We start from the raw sequence: 14,748 nt of genomic DNA on the forward strand, positions 1-14,748 counted from the left end.
AATGACTGAAAAACTCATCAAAATGTCCGTGCCGACGCGGATCAGAAACAACTTCCTGGCCGGCCTGATCATCTGCGCTCCGATCGCCATCACGCTCTGGCTCACATGGTCAGTCGTGCATTGGGCGGATAGTTGGGTGCGGCCCTACATCCCGGCGCGTTACGACCCTGAAAGCTATCTGAATTTCGCCGTCCCCGGCACTGGCCTCGTGATCGCGATGATCTTCATCACGGTTGTCGGTTTCCTGGCCAAAAACCTGATCGGGCAGAGCATCGTCCGCTTTGGCGAGTCGATCGTCACTCGCGTTCCGCTCGTGCGAAGCATCTACAAGAGCGTCAAGCAGATCTTCGAGACCGTGCTGAAGGAACAGGGCACGTCGTTCAAGAAGGTGGGGCTGATCGAATATCCAAGCCCGGGCCTCTGGTCCATGGTTTTCATATCGACCGACGCCAAGGGCGAGATTGCTTCGAAATTCAACGCCATGGGCCAGGATATGGTTGCGGTTTTCCTGCCGCCGACACCGGTGCCGACAGCCGGGTTCCTGGTTTTCGTGCCGCGTGAAAAGATTACGATTCTCGACATGAGCCCCGAGGATGGCGCCAAGCTTCTGATTTCCGGCGGTCTGGTTTCGCCCGAATACAAGGAAGAGCTGGTCGCGATGAAGGGGCCGCGCACCCCGGTTCCGATGAAGTCTCTCACCTAGAAATCGCTCTTTCCGCTATTGTCGACAGCCTATTCTCGCGCCCTGCGCGAATTGTCATGTCTCTATCATGTTGACGTCTTAGATCGTCCTTGGGATAGGCAATGGGTATCTCACTATCGAATGTTCGGGACGCATGTGCCGGACACTATCTTCGATACGGCTTCCATCAAGCCGCGGATGGATACCGTTGCCTCCATACGGTTTTTCATCAGGAGGATATTTTTTTGAGAGACTCACGTTCAAGGACATTGCCGCTGCTGTCTGCAGCGCTTGCCACATTCATTTTCACGACACCGCTAGTAGCACATGCCGAAAGTTCCGTAGCGGTCGCAGGCACGACGCTCGTCAACAAGGGACGTGTTGCCGTGGGCCGTATTCCGGCCAACCAGCGCGACAAGTTCGGCGAGACCTTCGGCTCTGGCTCGGGCATGTCCATCGACGCCAAGAGCTGGACCCGCAATGCTGACGGTACCTACAAGGGATCGCTGTGGCTGCTGCCGGATCGTGGCTACAATGTCGCCGGCACCACGGATTATCGCGCGCGTCTCAACACCATCGATATTCAGCTGACGCCGGTTGCTCCCGGCGCAACGCCGCCGGCCGGCAAGGAACAGTTGGGTGTCGAAGCCAAGCTCGCCGATACGCTGCTGTTGAAAGACAATAAAGGCAACGAAACCACCGGCCTTGACCCCGCCAACGGCGTCCGACAAGCAGAAGGCGGCATGCCGCTTTTGCCGCTGGCACCGAACGGCAAGGTCTCGCTCGACAACGAAGCCATTGCCCGACTGCCAGATGGCTCAATGTTCATCAGCGATGAATACGGTCCCTATATCTACCGCTTCTCGGCGGATGGGCGGATGATCTCGGCCACAGCGCCGCCGGCGGCGTTTCTGCCGATGCGCCACGGCACCGTGAACTTTTCCTCGAATAATCCGGGTCCCGGCGAATCCGCTCCCGATCCGAAGGATCCGACAAGTGGGCGCCAGAACAACCAGGGCTTCGAGGGCATGTCCCTGACCCCGGACGGTAAGTTCCTCATCGCGGTGCTCCAGTCTGCGACGCGTCAGGATGGCGGCGATTCCAGTTCGACCAGGCAGAACACGCGCGCCCTGCTTTACGATGCTGCTGATCTCGACCACCTGAAACTCGTGCACGAATACGTCGTGCCTTTGCCGGTCTTCACCAACGACAAGGGCAAGACGTCCGTCGCCGCCCAGAGCGAAATCGTGGCGCTTTCGCCGACGAGCTTCCTGATGCTCGCTCGCGATAGCAACAATGGCTACGGCCAGAAGGGCGATAAGTCGATCTATCGCAACATCGTCGCCGTCGATGTGTCCGCCGCCACCGATATTGCCGGCGGCAAATTCGACGGCGACACAGCTGTCGCTCCGAAGGGTGTTCTTGATCCCTCGGTCAAGCCCGCTGTCCTCAGCCAGTTCATCGACATCAACGACACCGCCGATCTCGCTCGCTTCGGCCTTCACAACGGCACTCCGAACGATCGCAACAATCTATCGGAAAAGTGGGAAGCCATGTCGCTTGCCAGCGTCCAGGATCCGAAGCTGCCGGATGATTACTTCCTGTTCGTCGCCAACGACAACGACTTCATCACCCAGGACGGTTTCCAGGTGGGAGCCGCCTACAAGGATGACAGCGGCGCCGACGTCGACACCATGTTCCAGGTGTTTCAGGTGACCATCCCCGGTCTCTCCGCCAAGTAAGCCATTTGAAAAAGGGGTGGACGCGGTTAGCGCGTCCCCCATTCAGCCCGCACGCAGGAACCGGATCGCCTCGTCGCGGCGGAAGAGATAGAGCAGGGTGCGTACCGCCATGCCGCGCTCGCCGGTTAATTCCGGATCGCGCTCGATAATATAGGCAGCATCCTTGCGGGCGATTTCCAGAAGATCGGCATGGGCTTCGAGACTGGCGATGCGAAAGCCCGGTGTACCCGACTGGCGCGTGCCCAGAAGCTCGCCTTCGCCACGCAGCTTCAGATCCTCCTCGGCAATGCGGAAACCATCCTCGGTGTCGCGCATGATCGAAAGCCTGGCATGTCCTGTTTCCCCAAGCGGCCCCTTGTAAAGCAGGATGCAGGTGGAGGCCTCGTCGCCGCGTCCGACGCGGCCACGCAGCTGGTGAAGCTGCGCCAGGCCGAAACGCTCCGCATGTTCGATGACCATGATCGTCGCATCGGGAACGTCGACACCGACTTCGACGACCGTCGTCGCCACCAGCAGCCGGATCTCGCCATTCTTGAAGGCCATCATGACAGCATCCTTTTCAGGACCGCTCATCCGGCCGTGGATGAGGCCGACGCCAGCCCCGAGCGCGCTCGTCAATGTTGCGTGTCGCTCCTCTACCGACATTAAATCCGATTCTTCGGATTCCTCCACAAGTGGGCATATCCAATATGCTTTTTTGCCTTCCGACAGTGCGCTCTTCAGTCTGCCAACGATCTCGCCGGTTCGCTCGTTTGGGATGGTGATCGTCTGGATCGGCTTGCGCCCGGCTGGCTTCTCCGTGAGCTTGGAAACGTCCATGTCGCCAAAGGCGGCGAGCACCAGCGTGCGCGGGATGGGCGTCGCTGTCATGACAAGCATATGCGGCGAGATGCCTTTCGCTGTCAGCCGCAGGCGCTGGTGGACGCCGAAGCGATGCTGCTCGTCGACCACAGCCAGCATCAGATTGGCGTAGGCGACGCTGTCCTGGAACAGCGCATGCGTGCCGATGATGATCTGCGCCTCGCCAGAGGCGATGCGCTCGAGAATGGCATCTCGCTCGCGGCCCTTTGTGCGGCCTGTGAGGACTTCGACCGAAAGGTTTGCATCTGCTGCGAATTTTGAGATCGTCGCGTGGTGCTGCCGCGCCAGGATTTCGGTCGGCGCCATGAACACGGCCTGGCCGCCGCTCTCGATCACGGCAGCGATCGCCATCAAGGCGACAAGAGTCTTACCCGCGCCGACATCCCCCTGCAGCAGCCGCAGCATGCGCTCCGTACCGGCCATGTCCTTGAGAATATCAGCAACGGCCTCGCGCTGGCTGTTGGTCATCGAGAAGGGTAGGGATTCCAATATCTTGCTACTGACTTTCCCAGTCGCATGCACCGGCTGGCCCGCAACCTTGCGCAGCCGCTGTCGGACGAGCGAGAGCGACAATTGCCCGGCCAGAAATTCGTCATAGGCGAGCCTGCGGCGCGCCGGCGCCTGCGGATCGATATCGGCGGCATCCCGCGGCGCATGCAGCATATGGAAGCTGTCGGAGATCGAGGGAAAGCCTTGCTTCTGCGCAAGCGCAAGATCGTCCCACTCCGGCAGGTCAGGCATGCGCGGCAGAGCGGCTTCGATGGTCTTGCGCAGGAATTTCGGCGAGAGGCCGGCCGTGAGCGGATAGACCGGCTCGACCAGCGGCAGATTTTCCGCTTCGCTCTCGCGCATGATGTAGTCCGGATGCACCATCGACGGCCGGCCGTTGAACCAATCGACCTTACCGCTGACAGTCACCGTCTCGTCGATCGGCAGCTGCTTTTCGAGCCATTGCGCCTTGCCCCGGAAGAAGACCAGCGCCAGTTCTCCTGTCTGGTCATGCAGGAAGACACGATAGGGCACATTGCTGCGTGCATTCGGCGGTGGCTGGTGACGGTCGACTCGGCCGGTAATGGTGACGATCGCGCCCTGTGGCGCTCTGGCGATGCCCGGCTGCTCGCGCCGGTCGATGATGGAGTGCGGCGCGTGAAAGAGCAGGTCGATCACGCGGCAATCGTCGATCGTTTCGCGGTCGAGCAGCTTGACCAGCAGTTCGGATACCTTCGGCCCGACGCCGGGCAGCGAAGAGATGGAGGCAAACAGCGGATCGAGGATGGCGGGACGCATGGAGGGCAAAATGCGACGGGCAGGGTGGATTTGGCAAGGGGCGGCCGGGAACTCGGCCCTATTGAGGTAAACACTCCCCGGAAAATTGCACGCGAGTCGCTTTTTTCAGAAAAACCGGTTCCCACCTTTCAATGCTGGTTTTATAGAGACGCATCAACATGAAGGTGTTTTTGATGACTGGGCTGACCCTCAGCAGTGCCGATCTCGATCCCCGCCGCCGGCGCATCCTTTTCCGCTGTTGGCATCGTGGCATCCGCGAGATGGATCTGGTCTTCGGCCAGTTCGCCGATAACGAGCTGCCGGGATTGGCCGAAGCCGATCTCGATGAGCTCGAAAGCATCATGGACGAGGAAGACAACGATCTCGTCAAGTGGATCCTCGGAACCGAGCCGACACCGCAACATTTGCAGACCCCCCTGTTCCAGCGCCTGGCGTCCTACAGGCCCGATTTCGAAGAGATCGCTGAAAGGTTCGGCATAACCAGATGATTCCCGGTTTCGATGCGAAGAAACTGCTCGCCGCAAGCGAGCCGCTGACGGTCGGTCATGTCCCGGCCGGCATGGAACCGTTCCTGCTTGCGGAGCTGGCAAGAGCCGGTCAGCCGATCGCCTATGTCATGTCTGATGGGCAGCACATGGCCGATGTCGAGCAGATGCTCGGCTTCCTCGCGCCCGAGATTCCGGTACTGACCTTGCCCGCCTGGGATTGCCTTCCCTACGACCGTGTTTCGCCGAGTTCCGACACGTCGGCACGCCGTCTGGCCGCGCTCTCCGGCCTGATTGCCTATCATCACAAGCCGCATGCGGCGATCGTGCTGGTGACGGTCAACGCCATGCTGCAGAAGGTCGCGCCGCAGGACATCATTGAAAGCCTGGCGTTTTCGGCAAGGTCAGGCAATCAGCTGCGCATGGACGATATTGCCGGCCGACTGGAGCGGAATGGCTTCGATCGCGTCGCGACCGTGCGCGAGGTCGGTGAATATGCCGTGCGCGGCGGTATCCTCGATGTCTTCGTTCCGGGCACGGAAGAGCCGGTGCGTCTCGATTTCTTCGGCGATACGCTGGAAAGCATCCGCAGCTTCGATCCGGCCAGCCAGCGCACGACAGGGCAGGTCCGCTCCCTCGATCTCAATCCGATGAGCGAAGTGACGCTGACGCCGGATACGATCAGCCGTTTCCGCAAGAACTATCTCTCCGCCTTCGGCGCCGCCACGCGCGACGACGCGCTCTATGTCGCCGTTTCCGAGGGGCGCCGCTATGCCGGCATGGAGCATTGGCTGCCGCTGTTCTACGAGAAGCTGGAGACGGTTTTCGACTATCTCAAGGGCTTCCGGCTGGTGACGGATCACACGGTGCGGGAAGCGGCCGAGGAGCGTTCCAAGCTCGTTTTCGACTATTATGATGCGCGCCTCAATTCCGGACAGCCGGCCAAGAGCCAGATGTCGCAGGGCACGCCCTACAAGCCGGTAACGCCGGGTCAGCTCTATCTCGATGCCAGCACCTTCGGCAAGGCGCTGGATGCCTTCAGTGCCATCCGCATATCGCCTTTCAACGAGCATGAGGGCGAGGCACGCCGCGTCGTCAGCATCGACGCCCGGCAAGGGCCTCGCTGGGCGCGCTCGGCGACCGAGAGCGCCGATAGCGAACGCGTCAACGTCTTCGATGCCGTCGTCAAGCACATCGCCGACAAGCGCGCCTCCGGCGGCAAGGTGTTGATCACGGCCTGGACCGAGGGCTCGCTCGACCGCCTGCTGCAAGTGCTCGCCGAGCATGGGCTGGCGCGCGTCAAGACGATCGAGGCTTTCAAGGACCTCGGCGGCTTGGCGAAAGGCGAGGCGGCGGCTGCAGTCCTAAGTCTGGAAGCGGGCTTCGAGGCTGGCGATCTCGTCATCATCGGCGAGCAGGACATTCTCGGCGACCGCATGGTGCGTCGCTCCAAACGCCGCAAGCGCGCCGCAGATTTCATTTCGGAAGTGGCCGGCCTCGACGAAGGCTCGATCGTCGTCCATGCCGAACACGGCATCGGCCGATTCGTCGGCCTGAAGACTATTGAAGCGGCCGGCGCTCCGCATGCCTGTCTCGAGCTGCGCTATGCCGACGACGCCAAGCTGTTCCTGCCGGTCGAAAACATCGATCTCCTGTCTCGTTACGGCGGCGAGGGCACAGAGGCTCAGCTCGACAAGCTCGGCGGCGGCGCCTGGCAGATGCGCAAGGCCAAGCTCAAGAAGCGCCTGCTGGATATGGCCGGCGCCTTGATCCGCGTCGCAGCCGAACGCCTGACGCGGCATGCGCCGGTGCTCAGCGCCCCGGACGGCCTCTATGACGAGTTCGCCGCCCGCTTCCCCTATGACGAAACCGAAGACCAGATGAACGCCATCGAGGCGGTGCGCGACGATCTCGCCGCCGGCCGGCCGATGGATCGCCTCGTCTGCGGCGACGTCGGCTTCGGCAAGACGGAAGTGGCGCTGCGCGCCGCCTTCGTCGCTGCCATGAACGGTGCGCAGGTCGCCGTCGTCGTACCGACGACGCTGCTCGCCCGCCAGCATTTCAAGACCTTCTCCGAGCGTTTCCGCGGGCTGCCGATCCGGGTGCAGCAGGCATCCCGTCTTGTCGGCGCCAAGGAGCTGGCCCTGACAAAGAAGGAAGTCGCCGAAGGCAAGACGGATATCGTCGTCGGCACGCATGCGCTGCTCGGCGCCGGCATCAAGTTCGCCAATCTCGGCCTGCTTGTTATCGATGAGGAGCAGCATTTCGGCGTCAAGCATAAGGAGCGGCTGAAGGATCTGAAAAGCGACGTGCATGTGTTGACGCTGTCGGCGACGCCGATCCCGCGCACACTGCAGCTGGCCATGACGGGCGTGCGCGAATTGTCGCTCATCACCACGCCGCCGGTCGACCGCATGGCGGTGCGCACCTTCATCTCGCCTTTCGATTCGCTGGTCATCCGCGAGACGCTGATGCGCGAGCATTACCGCGGCGGCCAGAGCTTCTACGTCTGCCCGCGTCTGACTGATCTTGCCGAGATCCATGCCTTCCTGCAGTCGGACGTGCCGGAGTTGAAGGTGGCGGTGGCGCACGGCCAGATGCCGGCCGGCGAGCTGGAGGACATCATGAATGCCTTCTACGAAGGCCGCTATGACGTGCTGCTCTCCACGACCATCGTCGAATCCGGCCTCGACGTGCCGACGGCCAACACGCTGATCGTCCACCGCGCCGACATGTTCGGCCTCGCGCAGCTCTACCAGCTTCGCGGCCGCGTCGGCCGTTCCAAGGTGCGTGCCTTCTCGCTCTTCACCCTGCCGGTCAACAAGGTCCTGACGACGACGGCCGAGCGCCGCCTGAAGGTGCTGCAATCGCTGGATACGCTCGGCGCCGGCTTCCAGCTCGCCAGCCACGATCTCGATATCCGCGGCGCCGGCAACCTGCTCGGCGAGGAACAATCGGGCCATATCAAGGAAGTCGGTTTCGAACTTTACCAGCAGATGCTCGAGGAGGCCGTCGCCGAGGTCAAGGGCGTCGACGAGATTCAGGATACCGGCTGGTCGCCGCAGATTTCCGTCGGCACGCCGGTCATGATCCCGGACGATTACGTGCCGGATCTGCATCTGCGCATGGCGCTCTACCGCCGCTTGGGCGAAATCACCGAAATCAAGGAGATCGACGGTTTCGGTGCCGAAATGATCGACCGTTTCGGACCGATGCCGATCGAGGTGCAGCATCTCCTCAAGATCGTCTACATCAAGTCACTCTGCCGCACTGCCAATGTCGAGAAGCTGGATGCAGGCCCGAAGGGCGTCGTCGTGCAGTTCCGCAACAAGGAATTCCCGAACCCGGCCAATCTCGTCGGCTACATCGCCAAGCAGGGCACCATGGCAAAGATTCGCCCGGACCACAGCGTATTCTTGACCCGCGATCTTCCGACACCGGAAAAGCGGCTGCAAGGGGCGGCCGTGGTTATGACGCAATTGGCGGAGCTGGCGAAGTAAGGGCAGTGGGGCGCTGGCGTTCGAAGAAGAAGCGTTCTATCTCAGGAACGAAACGAATAAGTTCGAAGCCCGCTTTTTCCAGCAACCGTCTCGAAACTCTGTTTTCCGGTCGTGCGAAAGCACCAACCTTCGCGAGTTTCAGTGTGTGATCGGCTTCCGCCAATGCCGCCGAGACGAATTCGCTTCCATATCCATGACCCCAGGCGCCAGGGTGGAAATAATAGCCGAGTTCGACACCCCAGCCGGAATCGAAAGGGTCGTCGTATAGACCGCCCCAACCTATGGCGCGGCCGGTGCTTTTCAGAATAGCTGTCCAAGGCGCATAACCGTCTCTCCTGCGCCGCCGCTCATATACTGCTATGCGCTGACGGCAATCTTTCAACGATGCGTCGGTGTGCGTGAATTGCATCGCTTCTGGGTCGCCCAGAAATTCAAAAAGGCTGGAGGCGTCCGATAACAGAGGCTTTCGTAAAACAAGCCGTGCCGTCTCGATCATCTGTCACCTCAGCGCCAGCGCTCAGTTCATCCCAGCCCGCGCCTCGGCCTTCATCTTGGCGATATCCCTCAGCGCCTCCACAAGCACATCCGGCGTCTGGGCGCCGCTGACGGCATATTGCTGGTCGAAGATGAAGAAGGGCACGCCGTTGACGCCGATCTTCTGGGCGGCGTCGATTTCGCCGACGATGAGGTCGCGGTCGGCGTCGGAGGCGAGCAGCGCTGCGATGACGGATCTGTCGAGCCCGGCCTTTTCGGCGATCTCGAGCAGAACTGCGTGGTCGCCGACGTTGCGGCCCTCCTCGAAATTGGCCTTGAAGAGGGCGTTGACCACCTTTTCCTGCGTCTCGCGGTTTTCGGTGCCGGCCCAGTGGATGAGGCGGTGTGCGTCGAGCGTGTTCGGACCGATTTTGATGGCGTCGAAATCGAACTTGATGCCGATCTCACGGCCGAGATCGCTGAGCATCTTGTGCGCCTGCGCAACACGCTCCTCGCCGCCGAGTTTCTTTGCCAATTCCTTCTTCTGGTCGACGCCTTCGGGCGGATAATCTGGGTTCAGTCGATAGGGCCGCCAGTTGAGATCGACGCCCACTTCGTCCTGTACTTCGGCGATGGCCAGCTCCAACCGGGCCTTGCCGAGATAGCACCAAGGACAAACGACGTCCGAGACGATATCGATCGTGATGCGTTCCATGGCTCTATCCTTTCGGTTTTTGGCTTGTCCTGACCATCTAGGCGTTCTCGCCGATGGCTTCAACCGGTTACCGAAAGGGAACTAATCAACATCATTGCGCGGATGCGTCCCACCAGACGGGCAGGTAATAGCCATAGAGCGGCAATGTGTCGGGATGGGCGATATGACTTCGCCGCGCTACCCATTGCTGCGCGATATGGTAGAGCGGCACGACGTAATAGCCCGAGATCAGGATGCGATCGAAGGAGCGCACGGCGTCGCGGAAATCTTCCGCTGACTTCGCCGTCAGGAAATGATCGATCAGCGTATCGACATCGGGGTCGGCAACGCCGGCGAAGTTCAGGCTGCCTGGCGTCTTTGCGGCGGCGGAGCTCCAGCGACCTACCTGCTCGATACCAGGCGACAGTGACGACGGGTAGGATTTGATGATCACGTCGTAGTCGTAGTTGGTCGTTCGCAGCTGATACTGCGAATCGTCTACGGTGCGGATGGTGACGGCGATGCCAAGCAAGGCCAGCGAGCGGCGGTAGGCGATGGCGATTCGCTCCTGATCCGCATTTTGCGTCATGATCTCGAAGCTGAGCTGCCGTCCGGCACTGTCGACCATGCGCTCACCCTTGATCGCATAGCCGCCCTGCTTGAGGAAATTGACGGCCTTCCGCAGGATCGAGCGATCACGGCCGGAACCGTCGCTGACGGGCAGCTTATAGGTGCCGTCGAGGACGTCGGCGTCGATATGGTCCTTGATCGGGCCGAGCAGGGCGAGCTCATTGGCGTCTGCGGGGACGCCAAAGGACGAAAGATCGGAATTCTGCCAGTAGCTTTCGGTGCGGGTATAGGCATCGGAAGCAAGGTTGCGGTTGAACCATTCGAAATCGAAGGCGAGCGTCAGGCCCTTGCGGACATTCTTGTTTGCAAAGATCGGCCGGCGGGTGTTGAAGACGAAACCCAGCATGCCGCTCGGCAGCTTCGGGGTGAAGACCTCCTTGACGACGGCTTTGGAAGTAACAGCGGGAAAATTGTAGGCCTGCTGCCAGTGGGCCGGGCTGCCGTCCTGATAGATATCGATATCACCCTTCTTGAGGGACTCGAACACCGTCGTGTCCTGCAGGAAGTAGTTCACCACGATCTGGTCGTAATTGTCGACGCCGACCTTCGCGGGAATATCCTTGCCCCAGTAGTCGGGATTACGCTCGAAAACGATTCGCTGGCCAGGATCAACGCTCTTCACCCGGTATGGGCCGGAGCCGATCGGGATGCTGAGCGTGGTGCGTTCAAAACTGTCGGGATCGGTCGCGTGTTTCGGCAGGATGGGCAGCGACGAGGCGATGATCAGTGGCGTTTCGCGATTGGCCTTGTCGTTGAAGCGGATCAGCACACCGTGCTCACCGACCTTCTCGATCGTGCCGATCGTGTCGAGCCAAGACGACATTGGTACGCGCCCCTTGTCGCGCAGGAGCTGGAAGGTGAAGATCACGTCCTCGGGCGTGACCGGCTGCCCGTCCGACCACTTGGCATCGGGATTGAGATTGAACTGGATGTAGCTCCGGCTCTCGTCCCATTCGACCGTTTGCGCCAAGAGCCCGTAAAGTGTGAACGGCTCGTCACGCGAGCGCACCATCAGCGGCTCATAGATGAGATTGCCGAATTCCGGGTCCCACATGCCGCGCGCCGTCGTCCGCATGCTCTTCAGAATGAAGGGGTTGAGGTTGTCGAAGGTGCCGACGACACCATAGCTGATGCGGCCGCCTTTCTTGACGTCCGGATTGACGTAGGGCAAATGCTTGAAATCCGCCGGCAGGGCCGGATCTCCATGCATGGCGATACCGTAGAGTGGTTGCGCCGCGGCGGCGTTGCATAATGCTGCGAAAAATACAAAGACAGCGATCCGGAGCGCTCGCATGGCATCCTTTCCGGTAAGGGCTACGATTCGGCCGAACCTTATCACGAGCGTGCCGAATTCAACACGCGACCGCGGAATTCTTGGGTCTCGACAGAAAAGGTCAAAGAAAAGCTGGATATCCGCGTCGGTGCGATGTAACAGGGGGGCCGGGTTTCCCGGGTCATGCATTTGCCTTATTCATTCGACAGGTGGACGACGGTTTGACCCGAATGGCATGGGACGGCAGGCGTCGTCCCGCAGCGGATTTCAGGAGGCGGTTTCGCTATGATGTTCAAGACTGACAACAAAATGCGGGCAGGTCTCTCTGCTCTGGCTCTCATGATCGGTGCGGCGCTCCCGGCAGCTGCCTTCGCTCAGGATGCGTCGAATGCAGCTCCCGCCGATGGCGGTGGCGATCCCAATCAACCGCGTCTGGGCTGGTACAAGACCTGCGCCAAGCAGGACGATGCCGATATCTGCATCGTGCAGAACCTCATCATGGCCAATAACGGCCAGCTGGTGACGGCGGTCGGCCTTATCTCCGTCGACGGCAAGGTCAATCGCAAGATCCTGCAGATTTCCGTTCCGACGGCTCGCCTGATCCCGCCTGGCATCACCATGCAGATTGACGGCGGCAAGGGCCAGAAGCTCGATTACGCCGTCTGCCTTCCGGACAAGTGCACCGCGGAAGTGCCTGTGACCGACGCTATGGTCGCGTCGCTGAAGAAGGGGACCGATGTGACCTTCACCTCGATCAACTTCCGCCGCGCACCGAACCCGATCAAGATTTCGCTGACCGGCTTTGGCGCCGCCTTTGACGGCCCGGCGATCTCCGACTCCAAGCTTGCCGAAAGCCAGAAGAGCCTGCAGGACAGCATGCAGAAGAAGGCTGAGGAAGCACGCAAGAAGCTGGAAGATGCCCAGAAGGCCGCCAAAGCGCAGTAAACTTGCGGAAATTCATCATCTCAAAAGGAAAAAGCCCGGAGCAATCCGGGCTTTTTCTTTGCTGCCGGCTCCTCGAACAGAGGCTCCGGTCAAAATGAAAAGGGAAGGCCTTGGGGTGCCTTCCCTTCAGAAATAAGATTGGTTTGACTGGCGCTTAGTGGGCGAAGCTCATCTTGGGCTTGAGCTGCCCTGTCGGCGCCTTGTCGAAGATCTGGTCGACTTGTGGATTGCGGAGCGGAACGCCGCTCTCGTCACTGACCAGATTCTGTTCCGACACGTATGCGACATACTCAGTCTCGTCGTTTTCGGCGAGAAGGTGATAGAAGGGCTGGTCCTTGCTGGGCCGCACTTCCGCCGGAATGGAATTCCACCATTCGTCGGTATTGGCGAATTCCGGATCGACATCGAAGATGACACCGCGGAAGGGGAACATCCGGTGTCGAACCACGTCGCCAATATTGAATTTTGCGTCTCGTTGTTTCATGGTACGACTTCCTTTCAGGCAATCATGTGGTGACTTTCACCGCTGATATCAAGGATTTTGCCCCATTCCTTCACTGAACCGTCACATTCTGCCGGTCTTTCCACCCCGGCATCGGGTGACAGTGCTATGTAGGAATTCCGCGTTCCGATGGAAGGAGCGCGATCAGGAGAAGTGGCCGCCGCATCTTCGCCCGCATGAAGAAAGCCCCGGCTAGCCGGGGCTTTCGCTTTGGGTATCAGACCGAATAGTACATGTCGTATTCGACCGGATGCGGAGTCATTTCGAAGCGCATGACTTCTTGCATCTTCAGTTCGATGAACGCATCGATCTGGTCGTCGTCGAAGACGCCGCCGGCGGTCAGGAACTTGCGGTCCTTGTCGAGGCTTTCGAGCGCTTCGCGCAGCGAGCCGCAAACCGTCGGGATCTTCTTCAGTTCCTTCGGCGGCAGATCGTAGAGGTCCTTATCCATGGCCTTGCCGGGATGGATCTTGTTCTTGATACCATCAAGGCCTGCCATCAGCATGGCTGCAAAACCGAGATACGGGTTTGCGGCCGGGTCGGGGAAGCGGACTTCGACGCGCTTTGCCTTCGGGTTCGAGCCGAACGGAATACGGCAGGAGGCGGAACGGTTGCGAGCCGAATAGGCAAGCAGAACCGGAGCTTCGTAACCAGGGACGAGACGCTTGTAGGAGTTCGTCGACGGGTTGGTGAAGGCATTGATCGCCTTGGCATGCTTGATGATGCCGCCGATGTAGTAGAGGCAGCTCTCGGAGAGACCAGCATATTCGTCGCCGGCGAAGGTCGGCTTGCCGCCCTTCCAGATCGACTGGTGAACGTGCATGCCCGAGCCGTTATCGCCGAAGATCGGCTTCGGCATGAAGGTTGCCGTCTTGCCATAGGCGTTGGCGACCTGGTGGACGACATACTTGTAGATCTGCATCTTGTCGGCGTTGCGCACCAGCGTGTCGAACTTGATGCCGAGCTCGTGCTGGGCGGCAGCAACTTCGTGGTGATGCTTTTCGACGACGACGCCCATCTCCGAGAGAACGGTCAGCATCTCCGAGCGCATGTCCTGGCAACTGTCGACAGGCGGAACCGGGAAGTAGCCGCCCTTGATGCGCGGACGGTGACCGAGGTTGCCGGTTTCGTAATCCGTGTCGTCGTTGGAGGGCAATTCGCTGGAGTCGAGCTTGAAGCCGGTGTTGTAAGGATCGGCCTTGTACTTGACGTCATCGAAGACGAAGAATTCGGCTTCAGGACCGAAGAAGGCGGTATCGCCGATACCGGAGGCCTTCAGGTAGGCTTCCGCCTTCTTGGCGGTGCCGCGCGGGTCGCGGTTGTAAGCTTCGCCGGAGACCGGATCCAGAATATCGCATAGGATGACCATGGTGGACTGCGCGAAGAACGGATCCATGTGGACCGTGTCCGTGTCAGGCATCAGCACCATGTCGGATTCGTTGATGGCCTTCCAGCCCGCAATCGAGGAGCCGTCAAACATGACGCCATCGGCGAACATGTCTTCATCGACGCAGACGATGTCCATCGTGACATGCTGCAGCTTGCCCTTGGGGTCGGTGAAGCGCAGGTCAACGAACTTGACGTCGTTATCCTTGATTTGTTTGAGAATTTCGCTTGCCGTCGTCATTAAATTTCTCTTCCCTTGACTTAGATGACGATTTTTAGCCGCGGCC

At 60.2% G+C, this 14,748-nt stretch carries 11 protein-coding genes; 5 read left to right on the forward strand and 6 right to left on the reverse strand.

Going from position 1 to position 14,748, the window contains the following annotated elements; all coding sequences use genetic code 11:
• Position 1 precedes the first annotated feature (1 nt).
• Together GA0061101_RS13335 and GA0061101_RS13340 are read left to right on the forward strand one after the other, a co-directional pair.
• Positions 2-703, forward strand: a complete 702-nt coding sequence (locus GA0061101_RS13335) for a DUF502 domain-containing protein (RefSeq protein ID WP_047561750.1) — start codon at positions 2-4, stop codon at positions 701-703.
• A 224-nt stretch (positions 704-927) separates the two neighbouring features.
• Positions 928-2,424: an esterase-like activity of phytase family protein gene (locus GA0061101_RS13340; RefSeq protein WP_092573720.1), complete on the forward strand. Its 1,497-nt coding sequence runs from the start codon at positions 928-930 to the stop codon at positions 2,422-2,424.
• A gap of 42 nt (positions 2,425-2,466) precedes the next feature.
• Here the strand turns inward: GA0061101_RS13340 and recG are convergent, their stop codons facing one another.
• Positions 2,467-4,572, reverse strand: coding sequence for an ATP-dependent DNA helicase RecG (gene recG, locus GA0061101_RS13345; protein ID WP_092573721.1), 2,106 nt, complete (start codon positions 4,570-4,572; stop codon positions 2,467-2,469).
• 173 nt (positions 4,573-4,745) lie between these two features.
• Between recG and GA0061101_RS13350 the strand changes: the two genes are divergently transcribed.
• Together GA0061101_RS13350 and mfd are read left to right on the forward strand one after the other, a co-directional pair.
• The gene (locus tag GA0061101_RS13350) at positions 4,746-5,060 is read left to right on the forward strand and encodes an FAD assembly factor SdhE (protein WP_037202057.1); all 315 of its coding nucleotides are present in this window, start codon (positions 4,746-4,748) and stop codon (positions 5,058-5,060) included.
• Positions 5,057-8,557 (forward strand): transcription-repair coupling factor, encoded by a 3,501-nt coding sequence (mfd, locus tag GA0061101_RS13355; RefSeq protein WP_092573722.1) that lies wholly within the window; start codon positions 5,057-5,059, stop codon positions 8,555-8,557. Before GA0061101_RS13350 ends, mfd begins: the two co-directional genes overlap by 4 nt.
• On the opposite strand, the gene GA0061101_RS13360 is transcribed toward mfd, so the two are convergent.
• From GA0061101_RS13360 to GA0061101_RS13370, 3 genes are all read right to left on the reverse strand, one after another.
• Positions 8,526-9,053 carry a GNAT family N-acetyltransferase gene (locus GA0061101_RS13360; RefSeq protein WP_092573723.1) on the reverse strand — a complete coding sequence of 176 codons (528 nt, stop codon included), beginning with the start codon at positions 9,051-9,053 and terminating at the stop codon, positions 8,526-8,528. The two genes, mfd and GA0061101_RS13360, sit on opposite strands and share 32 nt — an antisense overlap.
• A gap of 21 nt (positions 9,054-9,074) precedes the next feature.
• Positions 9,075-9,746, reverse strand: coding sequence for a DsbA family oxidoreductase (locus GA0061101_RS13365; RefSeq protein ID WP_092573724.1), 672 nt, complete (start codon positions 9,744-9,746; stop codon positions 9,075-9,077).
• A 91-nt stretch (positions 9,747-9,837) separates the two neighbouring features.
• Positions 9,838-11,649 carry an extracellular solute-binding protein gene (locus GA0061101_RS13370; protein WP_092573725.1) on the reverse strand — a complete coding sequence of 604 codons (1,812 nt, stop codon included), beginning with the start codon at positions 11,647-11,649 and terminating at the stop codon, positions 9,838-9,840.
• 264 nt (positions 11,650-11,913) lie between these two features.
• Here GA0061101_RS13370 and GA0061101_RS13375 point away from each other — a divergent pair, with 264 nt between their 5' ends.
• A complete protein-coding gene (locus GA0061101_RS13375) occupies positions 11,914-12,573 on the forward strand; it encodes an invasion associated locus B family protein (RefSeq protein ID WP_034505055.1) in 660 nt (219 codons plus the stop codon).
• Positions 12,574-12,727: 154 nt separating this feature from the next.
• On the opposite strand, the gene hspQ is transcribed toward GA0061101_RS13375, so the two are convergent.
• Together hspQ and glnA are read right to left on the reverse strand one after the other, a co-directional pair.
• Positions 12,728-13,057, reverse strand: a complete 330-nt coding sequence (gene hspQ / locus GA0061101_RS13380; protein ID WP_037202067.1) for a heat shock protein HspQ — start codon at positions 13,055-13,057, stop codon at positions 12,728-12,730.
• A gap of 235 nt (positions 13,058-13,292) precedes the next feature.
• Positions 13,293-14,702 carry a type I glutamate--ammonia ligase gene (glnA, locus tag GA0061101_RS13385; protein WP_037202069.1) on the reverse strand — a complete coding sequence of 470 codons (1,410 nt, stop codon included), beginning with the start codon at positions 14,700-14,702 and terminating at the stop codon, positions 13,293-13,295.
• Positions 14,703-14,748: the final 46 nt, after the last annotated feature.

The organism is Martinezella lusitana (assembly GCF_900094565.1).
GTDB classification, from domain to species: Bacteria; Pseudomonadota; Alphaproteobacteria; order Rhizobiales; family Rhizobiaceae; genus Rhizobium; species Rhizobium lusitanum.

Excerpts from the sequence above, each read along its gene's own strand:
- GA0061101_RS13335 (WP_047561750.1), top strand. The coding sequence starts at position 2 with ATGACTGAAAAACTCATCAAAATGTCCGTGCCGACGCGGATCAGAAAC.
- recG (WP_092573721.1), bottom strand. The coding sequence starts at position 4,572 with ATGCGTCCCGCCATCCTCGATCCGCTGTTTGCCTCCATCTCTTCGCTG.
- GA0061101_RS13350 (WP_037202057.1), top strand. The coding sequence starts at position 4,746 with ATGACTGGGCTGACCCTCAGCAGTGCCGATCTCGATCCCCGCCGCCGG.
- mfd (WP_092573722.1), top strand. The coding sequence starts at position 5,057 with ATGATTCCCGGTTTCGATGCGAAGAAACTGCTCGCCGCAAGCGAGCCG.
- GA0061101_RS13360 (WP_092573723.1), bottom strand. The coding sequence starts at position 9,053 with ATGATCGAGACGGCACGGCTTGTTTTACGAAAGCCTCTGTTATCGGAC.
- GA0061101_RS13365 (WP_092573724.1), bottom strand. The coding sequence starts at position 9,746 with ATGGAACGCATCACGATCGATATCGTCTCGGACGTCGTTTGTCCTTGG.
- GA0061101_RS13370 (WP_092573725.1), bottom strand. The coding sequence starts at position 11,649 with ATGCGAGCGCTCCGGATCGCTGTCTTTGTATTTTTCGCAGCATTATGC.
- GA0061101_RS13375 (WP_034505055.1), top strand. The coding sequence starts at position 11,914 with ATGATGTTCAAGACTGACAACAAAATGCGGGCAGGTCTCTCTGCTCTG.
- hspQ (WP_037202067.1), bottom strand. The coding sequence starts at position 13,057 with ATGAAACAACGAGACGCAAAATTCAATATTGGCGACGTGGTTCGACAC.
- glnA (WP_037202069.1), bottom strand. The coding sequence starts at position 14,702 with ATGACGACGGCAAGCGAAATTCTCAAACAAATCAAGGATAACGACGTC.